This is a genomic window from Methylocaldum szegediense (assembly GCF_949769195.1).
Lineage (GTDB): Bacteria > Pseudomonadota > Gammaproteobacteria > Methylococcales > Methylococcaceae > Methylocaldum > Methylocaldum szegediense.
Genome location: NZ_OX458333.1, coordinates 4169881 through 4183561, shown reverse-complemented (window position 1 = coordinate 4183561; position 13681 = coordinate 4169881). Strand labels below are relative to the sequence as shown.

The 13681-nt window shown below is 56.4% G+C and carries 11 protein-coding genes, 1 tRNA gene and 1 pseudogene; 5 read left to right on the top strand and 8 right to left on the bottom strand.

Annotated elements, in window-relative coordinates; translation table 11 throughout:
- Positions 1-16: 16 nt before the first annotated feature.
- From QEN43_RS18190 to QEN43_RS18170, 5 genes are all read right to left on the bottom strand, one after another.
- Positions 17-988: a glycosyltransferase family 2 protein gene (locus QEN43_RS18190; RefSeq protein WP_026609708.1), complete on the bottom strand. Its 972-nt coding sequence runs from the start codon at positions 986-988 to the stop codon at positions 17-19.
- Positions 981-2189, bottom strand: a complete 1209-nt coding sequence (locus tag QEN43_RS18185) for an O-antigen ligase family protein (protein WP_156912679.1) — start codon at positions 2187-2189, stop codon at positions 981-983. The genes QEN43_RS18190 and QEN43_RS18185 overlap by 8 nt, the downstream gene beginning before the upstream one ends.
- Positions 2190-2513: 324 nt before the next feature.
- Positions 2514-2849: a hypothetical protein gene (locus QEN43_RS18180; protein ID WP_235726544.1), complete on the bottom strand. Its 336-nt coding sequence runs from the start codon at positions 2847-2849 to the stop codon at positions 2514-2516.
- A 36-nt stretch (positions 2850-2885) separates the two neighbouring features.
- Complete coding sequence (locus QEN43_RS18175) at positions 2886-3389, bottom strand: hypothetical protein (RefSeq protein ID WP_026609704.1); 504 nt, start codon at positions 3387-3389, stop codon at positions 2886-2888.
- Between the two features lie 134 nt (positions 3390-3523).
- Positions 3524-4048: a hypothetical protein gene (locus tag QEN43_RS18170; protein WP_026609703.1), complete on the bottom strand. Its 525-nt coding sequence runs from the start codon at positions 4046-4048 to the stop codon at positions 3524-3526.
- 648 nt (positions 4049-4696) lie between these two features.
- Between QEN43_RS18170 and QEN43_RS18165 the strand changes: the two genes are divergently transcribed.
- From QEN43_RS18165 to QEN43_RS18145, 5 genes are all read left to right on the top strand, one after another.
- Positions 4697-5107 carry a gamma-glutamylcyclotransferase family protein gene (locus tag QEN43_RS18165; RefSeq protein ID WP_051331525.1) on the top strand — a complete coding sequence of 137 codons (411 nt, stop codon included), beginning with the start codon at positions 4697-4699 and terminating at the stop codon, positions 5105-5107.
- A gap of 263 nt (positions 5108-5370) precedes the next feature.
- Positions 5371-5706 (top strand): STAS domain-containing protein, encoded by a 336-nt coding sequence (locus QEN43_RS18160; RefSeq protein ID WP_026609702.1) that lies wholly within the window; start codon positions 5371-5373, stop codon positions 5704-5706.
- 13 nt (positions 5707-5719) lie between these two features.
- Positions 5720-6151, top strand: coding sequence for an ATP-binding protein (locus tag QEN43_RS18155; RefSeq protein ID WP_026609701.1), 432 nt, complete (start codon positions 5720-5722; stop codon positions 6149-6151).
- A 99-nt stretch (positions 6152-6250) separates the two neighbouring features.
- Entirely contained in the window at positions 6251-9619 is a 3369-nt protein-coding gene (locus QEN43_RS18150) for an NAD-glutamate dehydrogenase domain-containing protein (protein ID WP_026609700.1), read from the top strand.
- A gap of 321 nt (positions 9620-9940) precedes the next feature.
- A tRNA-Arg gene (locus QEN43_RS18145) sits at positions 9941-10017 on the top strand.
- Positions 10018-10271: 254 nt separating this feature from the next.
- Here the strand turns inward: QEN43_RS18145 and QEN43_RS18140 are convergent.
- The 3 genes and pseudogenes from QEN43_RS18140 to QEN43_RS18130 all read right to left on the bottom strand — a co-directional run.
- Positions 10272-11231 (bottom strand): annotated as a pseudogene (locus tag QEN43_RS18140) (IS481 family transposase); the annotation flags it as partial.
- A gap of 619 nt (positions 11232-11850) precedes the next feature.
- Positions 11851-12237, bottom strand: coding sequence for a hypothetical protein (locus QEN43_RS18135; protein ID WP_156912678.1), 387 nt, complete (start codon positions 12235-12237; stop codon positions 11851-11853).
- Between the two features lie 554 nt (positions 12238-12791).
- Positions 12792-13583: an HAD-IIA family hydrolase gene (locus QEN43_RS18130; RefSeq protein ID WP_036268024.1), complete on the bottom strand. Its 792-nt coding sequence runs from the start codon at positions 13581-13583 to the stop codon at positions 12792-12794.
- Between the last annotated feature and the right edge of the window lie 98 nt (positions 13584-13681).

The following is a 13681-nucleotide window of genomic DNA, read 5'->3' as shown; positions in this document are numbered from 1 at the left end:
AACGCTTTCATAACAATCAAATCCGCGATTTGAAACTTTGCTCGACCGAATCGACTATACGCCAAAAATCCAGGACTTGGTGCCTCCGGATTTCGGCACGTACCCGAAGCGCTTCCGGAAGACGGCGCAAAGCGGCCAGGAAACCTTCGACATACAGCAGGTCGAGCCGCGCCAAGCGTCCGATGAGTTGGAGCAGGTAACCCGGCATCAAGTAGAGCGCCAGGTCCCTGCCCGGCATATGCGTCCATTCGAGCAGGAAACGATTGCGCACCCGCGTTTTGCCGACACGGCGGGCGGCGACATTTTCGGAAATCGAACCCTTGCGCTCATGCATCACCCGGCTGGCTGGCTCCAAGAGCGTTCGCCAGCCGCGTTTCCACGCGCGCAAGCCCAAGTCAAAGTCTTCTGAATAGAAGGGCTTGTAAAGCGGCAAAAATCCGCCCAAGGCCTCGAACATCGATTTCCGAAGCGCCACCGAGCCCCCGGAGGCGAATAGACTTTCCGTCGGCACCTCGGGATTCAGATCGTCGAAGCGCCAGCGCACCGATCTCAGCCGACCGCGTCTTATCCGGAAACAGCGCCACGACACCGGGTTCACTCGTCCGTCCTCGTCCAGAACCAGAGGCGAAACGGAGAAGACATCCGCCCGAGCCAAGTGCCGGATCAACGGTGCTATGAAATCCTCCCGCGGGCGCACATCGGAGTTCAGGAAAATCAGGAACTCCGACTCGGCGGCATCGACCCCCGATCGGATCGCTTCCGCGAAACCTCGATTGGCTTTGTGGGCCACGACGCGAATCGAAGGAAACTCTCCACGAAGCATCTCGGCGCTTCCGTCTCCGGAGCCGTCGTCCACCACGACGATGGGACAGGCTCCGGGGTAAGCTGCGGCGGCGGCCATCACGAAAGGCAGATTACGGCGCAACAAATGCGCCCCGTTATAGTTGGGAATGATCAGAGTGACGGGCGGAAAGCCTTGCTCAACCATCGGCGCGACGGTCCTTGAGAAAACGCAAACCGACTCCCAACACCAGGCTCAACGGATACAAGGTCGATTTGGAGAAAAACGGCAGGGTGAAAAACGAATGCGTAAGGTGAGCCGTGGTTACGGCGATCAGGAGCATACCGAACCTTCTGCGATCGGGATCCACGGACTTCGCGGTATGCACGGCGAGCTTCGCAAGGAACAGCGAATACGCCGCGACCAATAGCACGAATCCCACCACTCCGTGGCTGTACAGCCATTCCAGTAAGAAGTTGTGCGGAAAGGAGAAATCGACGATGCCGTGAAAGCTCGAAACAGTCTGATAATCCTGGAGGAACGCCCCGAAACCGTGCCCGAAAACCCATTCAGGACCCGAACTTGCCGACTGCAGCGCCAAGGTCTCCGTCCAGATAGCCACGCGCTCCTCCCGGGTCAAATTACCGAATAGATCGGCCATTCTGGCATCGAACCCGTAAACACCGGTTACGAACAGCAGAACCGGAACAGCCAGAACGGCCGCGAGAACGACCCGGCGCTGCCTGCCCGACAACAACGGGACGAGAGCGAGAGCGCTCGCCGTCAGCGCCAAAAAGCCCGGTCTGGACTGGGTCTTCAGCAAAAGCAGCATATCGCCGAGCGATGCCAAAATGAAAACCCAACGCCACGGACCGCCGACCGCGACCGCGAAATAGAGCAGGATGGGCAGTGTCAATACGCAATAAAGCGCTGGGAAATGCGGATTCGAAAATAGACCGAACGCGTCCGGATAGACTGAAAACGCGACCCATTGAGCGACGACGTAAAGCAACGCCAGCACGGCAACCACTGGGGAATGGGTCAGCTGCAGCTTTCCGCCAAGTCGTTCCGGCAGCATCGTCGCTCCGGCAACCACCGCCAAAGGCCAGGAAAGATGCTTCAGGAAGCGAAGATCGGTTGGGTAGGGCGACATGAGATAGCCCTGTACGACGATCACGACCACCAACGCCAGCAACAAGGCCATCGGCCTATCGATTGTAAATTGCCTGGGCGTGAGGAACAGTCGGGCGAGGATGCCGGCGGCTCCGACATATAAAAAAATGGGAACCATGCCCCAGCCGAAAAGCAGAGAAACCGCGCAACCGTAGACCGCAACGGTCAGCAAAACGGCGGAAAAACCCGTCGTGAGTCCGGGCAAATGGCTTGCGGTCTTCGTTATGGCGGTCATCAGCCCACGCGCTTGCACTCGTTCGAACGGGAACACTCGATATTATATTATCCGCGGGTCTCTCGACTCCAAACCTGTTCACACTTGATGCTTCTCGCATCGAAACCTTCATAATAAGCGGAACGTGCGGCGGATCGTATTACAACGGCCCGGCACGCGTCAAAGCGCTCGGACAGCATCGCGCCGCCGGCGACATTCCGCGGTCCGACCTGCGACGGATCGCGAACGCCGCTCGTCATTGAGAGCCCATTCCGACGGGAATTCGCCCCGAGCCCTTCGACAGACTCGGGGCGCGCCTGTCGAAGGAGCGGTCTTAAATGCGAATTAAGGGCTGTTTGGGCATTGATTCAACAGGAACATGGCACCTGCGAGGCGGCCGAGGACGTGAACGAGGAGTCCCCGCGAGGAGCGGACTTTGCTGGCGGTCTCGATTCCGGTTTTCGCCTGAATCCCGTTAAACAGTGCTTCAATGGGTTGGCGAACCCGCGAGACAGCCGAGGAATACAACCGGTCAGCGGCATCGAGATGCATCTGTCCCGGCGTCTTGCGTACGGGCGTGAAGACCGTGAACGGGAGAGAGGTCTGGCGCGAGAGGTATTCGTAAGCCTTATCGGCAAACAGATAGCGATCACCCAGGCTCGGGGCAATCTGTTCGAGCACCGGGCCATCGTTCAGGTTCGCCGCCGTCAGAGCGATCTAGCGGGGCCGGGGTAACGTGCCTGGCTGCTCATCACCGATTACGTGGATTTTCACGCCGTGGTCGTAGAGCTTCTTGGCCGAACAATAGCCGCTCGCCGCCAGGTCCGGGGCAACCTTGGCGGTAGACCGCCGGGTCTGCCGGGCCAACACTACGGGGAAGGAATCGGCGACCCCGATCGGGGTGGCGGACGCGCCCGCTGGGCTCCAGTGTTCCAACAGCGCGGGAAACACATCGGCGAGCCGATTCAGGCGTTGGACGAAGCCGCCGTAGCTGGGCAGATGCGGAAACCAGTCGCGCCAATAACGCCGCGCATGCTCGTAGAGCGTTTTGATCGGGCACTTTCCATCGAGGAGGCCACACAAATAAAGAGTGATCACTTCTTCATCCGTAAAGCGGAGGTCGCTATAGGGAGCGAATCGCTGTCCATAGACCCAGAGGCCCTTACGGTAGAGATCGCACACCGTCAGATACACGGTAATAAGTTGAGTTTGCCCGTCCATGGTCGTCTCTCCAAGGGATGTTGCAGAATCATCCTTAAGAGACACCAATGGGCTGGCGCTTTCTTTCTGTTAGCTCTTAATTCGCATTTCAGCAGAGTCGAAGTTTTTTTGGGATCTAGCGGGATAGATTCCAACTATCTGCGGTGCCGTCCAATGGTCATCGATGGAAACCGCTCGGGGCGGATGCTCGTCCTTGCCGCGCGGGCCAAAGTGGCCAAACCGTTTGGCGTGACAATCGGTCTTCTATCGGGAGTCGAGCTGTAGTAGCGACGACTTCCGGGCAAGATTCGCGGAAGTCCTCCGGCTATCAGCAAGGCAACGACGCACGCACAGCAGCTTTTGTAAGTCAGGTTATAGGTTCCGATCCTCTGCCACGCTGCCCAAGCGTTGAGTATCGCCTCCTCGTCGAACACGTCGGCAAACGCGTAATCCTGAGGCAGCCGGTTGCCTTCGCTGGCGCAGTCGACGCGAAACACTTCCGCACCTCCCGGAACGGTGGATTCCCCGATGAGTATCTGATACGCGGCCTCGGACGTAGCGACTGACCCGCTTCTAGGCCACCAACTGATGTAAGTCGAACCGCAGGTCATCGCGCCGTGGCCGACGTTCCCGCCGCTGCCGATGACACCCGTGCCCGGCCAGACATGAACTATTACCAAGGTTTTACTCCTCTCGATTGAGTGGGACGCTGAACCTTACCGTGCCGCCGCTATAATCCCGCTTGCGACGAAACGTTCAGATTCACTGCTCTGCGACCGCCCGCCCGTTGCTCCAACGAGGCCTTGCAAGGCGGAAATCGCTTTTTTAAGAAAGCTCTGGCAGGTCCTTCGGCTCCGCTTATTAACCCGGCCCTTAAATTAGGCTGGGTTAATCCGGGACAGGGATGCCCCGGCGCGGCGACAAGCCGCGCGAGCCCAGGCCGGGCGTGTACCGGCCTGGGCAGCGGCCGGTAAATACCAGGAAGGAATTTACAGGCCTGATCAATAAGACAGGCCACTCGACCAAGCTCAGTGCAGGTTTGTTGAAGAGCATGAACGGAATCCACTTGTTCAGGGCTTCCTCAAACAGGATACACGAAAGAGCACGCTGGCCCCTAATATCGCCGAGGAAAACCCGCGCGGTTAAGAGCCCACTAGCCGCTGCGCCAGACTGTCAAAAAAGCCATCTATGGCGCCAAAAGGTTCGTATGGAGTCTGTCCAAAACGTTTTTGTATCCACTGAGTTCCGGCTGTAAGACGGTCAGCCCCTTGGATCAAATCAGAGGGCCGGATATGCTGTTTCAAGCTATTCAATGAATTGCAACAGCCATGTTCAAGGTTTTCGCTTATGGCACACTCCAGCTCCCAGACGTGATGAGAGCCGTTACCGGCGACGTGTTCCCGTCAAAACCCGCCCGTTTACACGATTACGCCCGCTATTGCATCCGCGGCCGCGTTTACCCAGGACTACGAAGAGAGCCGGGCAGCTTTACTGATGGCATACTCTACGAGAATGTGCCGCCGCGCGCGCTAAGAGCTCTGGATGCGTTTGAGGATGATTTTTATCGGCGCGAATCCTTGACCGTGATCACGTCCGGGGAAGTTCCTGTCGATGCCGAGGTTTATCTCGTTCCGCCCGCGCATTACCGGCTGCTCGTACGGCGAAGCTGGGACCTGGACAACTTCAAGGAAACGAGACTCAGTGAATTTTTGGCTCGATGCCGCCGTCTAAAAGCTTGAACGAATCGTTTCACGCCGGTTGTTCCGGCTCGATAAAAACGCGTTAACGGCAAGCCGCCGAAAAAATCCGCTTTCGTACGACTCGCAATCGCCGCAAGTCCCGGGATAACAAGGCGCTGAAACTCGACCTGACGAGCATGTCAGCGGTTCGGCGCAAAAGCTTTGCCGCCCAAAACTCGCGCGTGTGTTTTTGCTGGTGAAATCCACGTTATTATTCTCCCTGCAACTTGTCCTAAGAAGATCGCCGATGCTGGAGCCAAACGATGAATATCTCGACCGAAAATCGTAACGGCAGGACCATCCTTAGCCTGAAGGAGGAACGCCTCGATGCACATAACTCCGGCGAACTGAAGGATTACATTCTCAAGCTTTTGGAAGAGGGGCACACACGCTTGGTTATCGATTTGTCGGGCGTCCGTTTTATCGACAGTTCGGGCTTGGGTGCACTGTTGTCTGGTTACAAGAACGCTTCCCTGCGTTCCGGCAGCTTTCTGTTGGCGGGATTACAGCCCCGCGTGCAGTCCATGTTCGAGCTCACCCGCCTGCATCGGGTATTCGACATCTATCCCAGCCTGCAGGAGGTACCCGATAGTAACTAGCCAGGAGACTGAGATGGGCGGCGACACCGACATCATCAACGTCGAGATTGTGGTTCCGAACCAAACTCGGTATCTGAGTTTGATCGGCAATATCGCCGAACAGGTAGCCAAGACATTGGACGTCTACACCGGCGACCGCGACGCGCTTGCCTATCATCTCAATCTGGTTTTGACGGAAGCCATGGTCAACGCGATCGAGCATGCCTCGCCCAGCGACGCCAATAAGACGGTGAGGGTGTGCATGCACATACGCGACAAAGACCTCCAAATTTTTGTGTACGACCACGGACAAGGCTTCGACCTGAACGCCGTTCCGCCGCCGAATCTCGATGCTCTGGACGAGCGCGGCCGGGGCATTTTCTTTATGCGGACCTTCATGGACCGGGTCAATTATCGCAAGGCGGACAACGGCAACGTCCTGGAAATGTATAAAAAATTGGCCTAAAACCACCTTATTTCTTAACGCCAACGCGCGCCGGACGAAATCCGACGCTTGTCTCGTGGAGTACCAACCTTCGTACTCCGTTTCGGCGGGAAACCAAACATGGCTTGGGAACGCGACTTCAGACTCTTTCTCGACCAGTCCACTCGGGAGCTCCGGCAACCCCCCTTATCGTTCCCCTATGAACAGGCGCTCTCCGACGAATACCGCGCACTCGTTCCACCGCACTTGGCCACTCGTGATGCGTTCAAGGTCGAACAGGTCATCCGCACTGGCGAGGAGACCGTCGATCTCTGGGAGCCGGACCTACGACTCGGCGACCCGTTTCACCGTCTTCAGCTCTACGGGTTACGCGAGAGGAGCCTGGATGAAATCATACCGATCCTTCAGGACCTGAACCTACGGACGATCGATCAGGTTCAGTTCCGCATGGAAATAGGATCGCAACAAGTCTACATCCGCAGCTTCTCGATCAAGCCCGTCACGGACGGCGTGGATTCTTTGATGTCCGTCAAAGAACCCTTGCTGGATGCCTTCATGGCGCTGCTGACGGAACGAGCGGACAAAGACGCTTTGAACGGTCTGCTTCTGCTTACCGGACTCTCCTGGAAGGAAATCGACATCTTTCGGGCGTACCGGAACTACTACTTTCAGCTCGGGAGCCGCTTCGGCCGTTTCCGCTTTCACCAGGCACTACTCAACAATCCGAAGACGGCTCAGCTGCTTTTTCGTTATTTCGAGAGCCGCTTCAAGCCCGATCTCCGCTGGACCGACCTCGCCCGGCGTGAGGACGAGGCCATGCTGCCCATCCGCATGGAACTGAGTTCATCGCTCAATGAGGTGGAAGATTCGAACGAGGACCGTATCCTTCGTGACCTGTTCAATCTCATAGACGCGACCCTCAGGACCAATTTTTACCGGCGGATCCATCAGCCGGATCATTTCATCGCGCTCAAGATCAGCAGCCTCGGAGTCATCAACATGCCGGCACCGAGGCCATCCTTCGAAATTTACGTCCACTCGGCGCTGATGGAAGGTATACACCTGCGCGGAGCCAAAGTGGCTCGCGGCGGCATCCGCTGGTCGGATCGGCCGGACGATTTCCGCAGCGAGATTCTCGACCTGATGCAGACCCAGATGATCAAGAACTCCCTGATCGTCCCGCAAGGCGCCAAAGGGGGATTCGTGATCAAACAGACGCCGCGCAACCCGGACGAGCGCGAGCGCCTGGTGCAGGAAGCGTATTCCACACTGATCCGGGGACTCTTGGACGTAACCGACAACCTGCAAGGCGGCGTGGTATCCGCTCCGCCCGATGTCGTGACCCACGACGATGCCGATCCCTACCTGGTCGTGGCTGCCGACAAAGGGACGGCGCGCCTGTCAGACCTTGCCAACGCTATCGCCTCGGAATACGGCTTCTGGCTCGGCGATGCCTTCGCCAGCGGCGGCTCGCACGGCTATCACCACAAGAAGCTCGGTATCACAGCACGCGGCGCTTGGGAGTGCGCAAAGCGGCACTTCCGCGAACTGGGACAGGATATCGATACCCAAACGTTCACGGTGATCGGCGTTGGCAGCATGGACGGCGACGTATTCGGCAACGGCATGCTGCTGTCCGACAAGATCCGCCTGCGCGGCGCGTTCAGCGGTAGCCATATCTTCCTCGATCCGAATCCCGATCCCACCCTGTCCTACCGAGAGCGAAAACGCCTGTTCGACCTGCCCTACTCCACTTGGGACGACTACAACCGAGCCCTGATCTCACCCGGCGGTGGCGTATTCCGGCGCGATGCGAAGGACATTCCGCTCTCCCGAGAGGTCCGCGAATGGCTCGGGACCCACCATACCACGGTCGACGGTGACGAACTGATTCGATTGCTGCTCACCGCCCCGGTCGACCTGCTCTGGCTCGGCGGCATCGGAACGTACGTCAAAGCGAGCACGGAAACCAACGAGGACGTCGGCGACAAAGTCAACGACAGCACCCGCGTCGACGCTAACCAGATCAAAGCGAAAGTCGTCGGCGAAGGCGCCAACCTCGGCTTCACCCAACTCGCCCGCGTCGAATTCGCCCTCAAAGGCGGGCGCATCGATACTGACGCGGTCAATAATTCAGGCGGGGTGGATCTATCCGATCATGAGGTCAACCTCAAAATTCTTTTGGATCTTCTTCAGCACAAACAACTGATCGCCAACCGCGAGGAACGCGACGAGTGGCTTGTCAAAGTCAGAGACGATGTTTGCCGTTCTGTCCTCGCTAACAATTACCGGCAAAGTCTCTGCCTCTCGCTGGACCAGGCGCGTTGCCTCCAGGATGTGGAACCGTTCCTTGAAGTCGCCGCGCGGCTGATCAACGCGGGACTGTTCGACCCGACGGTCGAATCGTTTCCGTCCCGCAAGGATATCGCGGCACGCCCCCAACAAGCTCTGACCCGGCCGGAACTGGCCGTGCTGATGGCTTACGCGAAGCTGGCCTTGAAGCGAGCGCTGTTCGACAGCCCTGAGTTCCTGGCTTCGGGTTGGGCACGCGAATTTCTCGCCGATTATTTTCCACCCGCGGTGCGCGAACGCTTCTCTGATGCGCTCGACGAACACTCTCTCGCCAAGGAAATTACCGTCACCGTCGTCTGCAACACCCTGATCAACCAAGCCGGGGTAAGCTTTCTGGTTTGGGTCGACGAGCTGGAACCCAGTTTTCTCAACCAGGCCGTCGGGGCGTATGTTCTGTTCGACCGTGTGCTCGACGGCCGCACGCTGCGCCGCAAAATCTGCGCGCTGGATGACCGAATAGAGGCCGCCCAGCAAATCCAGCTGCTGCTGAATCTCGAAAACCTCCTTCGTTCCTTCTGCCTCTGGACGCTGCAAGCGGGCAAACCCTTGTCTCCGCATGCCGAAACCGTGAGCCTTTGGCGTGCGGACTTAACGAAATATCTCGACTATCTCGCGGAAAGCCTTATGGAAAACGAACGTTCGGATGTCAACGAGCGTGTCGCCGCTTCGGAAGAATTGGGGTTCACGCCCGAAGAAGCCCGTCTCATTGCGCTCATGGAGCGATTGCACGACTTTCCGGTCTTGGTCGACCTCGCTGCCCGAACCGGCGCGCCACTGTCGAAAGCGGCCGAACTCAACAATGCGGTTGCCGATTATCTCGACTTAAGACGGCTAATTCCCCGACTCGAGAACGTAAAACCCCGCACCCGCTGGGAACGCCGGGTACAAACCGTATTGTTAGAACGCCTTAAACACGGACCGGCCCGCTTCAGTCTCGCCATGTTACGAGCCGGGCTGCATGACCCGACCACATTTTTCGCCGAACGTCACCTTCAACAACACCTGGCCAAACTGCGCCGATTCGCCCGGGAACTCAGTGAGTCGACAGAAGCCTCGTTGATCCCTTTCACGGCTCTGGTCTCAGCCTTAGATGCCTTGCGGGAAGCCTGCGATGACCTGAACGGTCGACCCAATTAATCAGGCACGTAAGGTAACCCTCCTGGTGTTTATCGGCCCGGCCCAGGCGGAAACACGCTTGGCCTTGGGGGCATGCGGCTTGTCGCTCTGCGGGACTTCCTGTGGCGAAATGACCCGGCCTATGTTTCACGATCGACAGCGAATTCCGCGTCCAAAACGCCGACACTTATGTCAGGTATGAGCGATTCACGCCGAACAGCTATCGAGACTGTTTCGGAATGAATTGCTGGCTTTCGGAAGAGTCTTAGAGGTAAACTATCGCTGTTTCCTCGAAGCTATCCGCATGATCTCAAAGCCTTTACGGCGGCATCAGTCTACACCGCCCCGGTAGCTCAGTAGGATAGAGCGTCCCCCTCCTAAGGGGAAGGTCGTACGTTCGAATCGTATCCGGGGCGCCATTTAAATCAACTGCTTACAATAATCTTCGAACCGCTAAATCTTTGTTCTGTCACATCTCAAAACCGCTTACCGGAAGTTTTCAACTAAAGACCTTGCTCACAAATGGGCTAAAAGGATCGATGAGATCAAGCAAAGGAACCTACAGACACGATTAACAATAAAACCAATGAACCTGGCGAGAAAAGACGGCGCCAACTAAAGAGAAAAGCACGTTTTTATCTCGGTTTTCCAGATCGTTATAAAGTCGGTAGATGTCAAGTCCCGCATGATTGTAAACCCTCTTTCGAAAAAGATGAGGATGGGACAGTTGCCAGTTTTTGAGAGCCTGGATCGGGGTGAGATGGCCTAAGACCTTTTGGGGAATGTGATGATTGTACAGCTCGACATAGCGGTGCAGGGTGGTGTCCAGATCGGCGGTTGAATCGAAGTGATGGGTTTGCAACACCTCCTCGATGCGGCCATTGAAGCGTTCCACCAGGCCATTCGTTTGGGGCCGGCCCGGCGGAATCAGGCGATGTTCGATGCCTTGTTCAGTACAGAGGCGGTCAAACTCATGCGTCCCCGAGGGCTGCCGAGTTCGGGTCAGGAAACGGTCGGTAAACTCCGAGCCGTTGTCGGTCAGGCATTTCTGGATGCGGAAAGGCGCGGCCTGAATCACCGCTTTGAGGAAGTCCTTTGCGCTTAAGGCGGTGCGGTTGGGCTTGAGGGCGACATAGACCCAGCGGGTGGCGCGGTCGATGGCGACGAACAGGTATCGGCGGGGTTCGCCGTCGATGGCGGGCAAGTACTTAACATCCAGGTGAAGGAAGCCGGGCTCATAGGCCTTGAAGGGTTTGACCTTCGCCTTCTCTGTAGGCGGAAGCAGGGTCTTGAGGGACGCCACCCCGTGGCGGCGCAGGCAGCGGTCTAGCCCGGAACGGGACACGGCGGGATTGAGAAATTCCCGGGTCACGGCCAGGAGATCATCCAAGGGGAGGAGCAGAGCTTGGCGGAGGTAGACCACGATGGCTTCCTGGGCGGGCGTGAGCGTGGTTCTGAGGGTGTGGGGCCGATGCGAGGCATCTTCGACCGAGGAGCGGTGTTTCCACTTGCGGACGGTCGTTCGGCTAATGCCATGCTTTTGGGCCAAGGCGCGCTCGCTCAACGTGGACGCTTGAATGGCCTGCCGAACGGCTGGGGTGGTACGGGCGTTCTTATGAAGACGAATCTGCATGGTGATGGACCTTACTTGGACGAACCAAAGATCTCCTGGAGAAGGCTCCGGGCTTCAAACAGAGCATAACGCCTTCTCGGTAAATAATCATACGGGACGTGACAGATAGACAACGGTCCATAGAATCCCCAAGGAGAACGAAACTTAAGTATGAGAAGATATGGGAAAGAGCGGACACGCTAGCTACGGCAATTAACCGATTAGGAAAAGCTACCTGATTCCTTTAACCGCCGCCGTTGTTAAAGAATTCGAATCGAACTTCCGCCAGCCGGGAACGAGATTTTTGAGGCAGGAATATTTATTGATACATCCGGAATTCCATGTGTTGTCCAGATGAGTGCCAAAACAACCTTGCGGAGCTCATTGGATATGGATTCTAAGTCGATGTCTGGGTCCAATGTTGCGTTGTGAGCAATCTTGTTCCTGATATCGACACACTTAGAAAAAAATTTCCGAACTGGTCGTCCTGCGATTTCTGTCGGTTTTTGAATCCGGCGCGCGAAACGGGAAAGAGCGCTGCTAGACGATTCTTCATGAAGCTTCCCAAGAGCTCCGATAAGTGAATTTTTTTCATCATCTTCCAGTTCGGAATTCTTTACTTGGTTTTGAAACTGCCCGATTAATTTCTTAGCAGACTCGCTTCGGGATGATCGGCTATTAAACGCTCCAGCGCGAGATATGTTGTGAGAAATCTGGCACGCGGTGACGATTCGGTAGTAGAAATGTTGATGTTTAATGCATCCTCTGCTCGTTCATCAAGATTCATTTCTATGGACCAAATTGCTTTAAGAGCATCTAGAACGTAATCAGGCTTGCTTGGATATACTTCAACGTCACCTGACATTACGCATTCGAGATATCGCTCATCATCCGGGAAAACAGCCAGTCCAACAATCGGATCAAGCGCAATCCCACCAGTGCTCTCGTATACATGTTTCTTAATTTCTGGAGAAACTGAACCGGATATTGAGTCTGTTAAAGGGACGGTTATCCCTAGTGCGAGCATGGCGTTTAAAACACGTGACCGCGTGCGTAACCGCTCGCCACTAGTCTTTGCGGATTCCTGATCTATAAATCCACGACCTTCGATATGGAACTTCTTGGCGCTTATTAGTTTGTCCGAATCTCTGGCCCTAAGCTCGAAATCGAGACCTTCCTTTAACTCAAATGAAAGCGCCTGCTCTTCAAAACGAAAGACTCCAGGAACAGAATGTGAAAAAGTAAGCCTAAAACGATACTTGAAAGATTCTTCCCCCGGTCAACCATCTCTCAACGGCGCGCCCAAGTGTCCCGGCTAAGCGAACCCATCCGAAATGGGACGCGAGGAATCGAGCTTGGCGACACAGGCATATGCGCATTCCATATGTCTCTCCCTGTTCTCGGCGGAGACTGGCAGAAAACTCACCGGCAGCGACCAATCCGCCGGGACCGCAATAGGACGAACAATGTGTTCCCAAAGCGCAATGTCCAGCAAAGAAAGTCGTCAATTTGGACAGCCACTGGCAGATTTCTTTAAGGCTTCGTTCTATCGAGCTCGATCGTACATCAGCAATAAACACGCTAACGTACGGCTTCAATGACTTCTCGGATATCTTCCATCACCCAGGTCGGCGCGTAATCGACGTCCGCCAGGTGCTCCCGCGTGGAAATGCCCGAAAGTACCAGAATGCTCCGAATCCCTGCACGCACGGCACCGAGGATATCGGTGTCGAGGCGATCGCCCAGTGCGACGGTTTGTTCGGGCGGCACTTGCAGACGCTCCATCGCTAGCTGATACATGATGGGCTCAGGCTTACCGACGATGATGGGCTCGATGCCGGTAGCCGCCTGCAAGGCCGCCAAAACCGCCCCATTCCCGTGGGTAAGGCCATGCTCAGTCGGCAACGACGTGTCCGGATTGGTGCCGATAAACTTGGCCCCGGCGCGAAGATTCAGCGTGGCGGTGGCAAGCTTATCCCACGACAGGGTTCGATCCAAACCGCAAACCACATAATCGGCATCCTTCTCATAAAGTTCCGCCAGGCGAAAGCCGTTTTCCAGTAGAGCCTGGCAGACGCCATCCTCGCCGATGGGAAAAACCTTGGACCCGGCCGGCGCGTGCTGCTTGAGATAAAGCGCAGCGGCAAGGCCGGAACCGATCACCTGTTCACGGTCTACGCTGACGCCCATGCGGGCAAGCTTGGCGACATACTGGTCCGGTGTATTGCTGGCGTTGTTGGTGGCTAATACGAAACGGATGTCGCGGGCTCTCAGGGTCTCAAAGAATTCCACCAGTCCGGGCATGGGACGATCACCCTCCCAGAGCACGCCGTCCATATCAATGATCAAGGCGCGAATGTCGTTGAGTGTCATGGGATCGATGGTTGAATATAGGTTGCCGATCGGAGCGCGCCTAAATTAACCTTTGAAGGCCGTTTCGTCGATACCAGATCGCTTTTCCGAAACCGTAA

What these genes read in the sequence shown, in the direction of transcription:
- QEN43_RS18190 (WP_026609708.1), bottom strand. Translation starts at nt 988, where the DNA reads ATGGTTGAGCAAGGCTTTCCGCCCGTCACTCTGATCATTCCCAACTAT.
- QEN43_RS18160 (WP_026609702.1), top strand. Translation starts at nt 5,371, where the DNA reads ATGAATATCTCGACCGAAAATCGTAACGGCAGGACCATCCTTAGCCTG.
- QEN43_RS18185 (WP_156912679.1), bottom strand. Translation starts at nt 2,189, where the DNA reads ATGACCGCCATAACGAAGACCGCAAGCCATTTGCCCGGACTCACGACG.
- QEN43_RS18165 (WP_051331525.1), top strand. Translation starts at nt 4,697, where the DNA reads ATGTTCAAGGTTTTCGCTTATGGCACACTCCAGCTCCCAGACGTGATG.
- QEN43_RS18150 (WP_026609700.1), top strand. Translation starts at nt 6,251, where the DNA reads ATGGCTTGGGAACGCGACTTCAGACTCTTTCTCGACCAGTCCACTCGG.
- QEN43_RS18135 (WP_156912678.1), bottom strand. Translation starts at nt 12,237, where the DNA reads ATGCTCGCACTAGGGATAACCGTCCCTTTAACAGACTCAATATCCGGT.
- QEN43_RS18175 (WP_026609704.1), bottom strand. Translation starts at nt 3,389, where the DNA reads ATGGACGGGCAAACTCAACTTATTACCGTGTATCTGACGGTGTGCGAT.
- QEN43_RS18155 (WP_026609701.1), top strand. Translation starts at nt 5,720, where the DNA reads ATGGGCGGCGACACCGACATCATCAACGTCGAGATTGTGGTTCCGAAC.
- QEN43_RS18130 (WP_036268024.1), bottom strand. Translation starts at nt 13,583, where the DNA reads ATGACACTCAACGACATTCGCGCCTTGATCATTGATATGGACGGCGTG.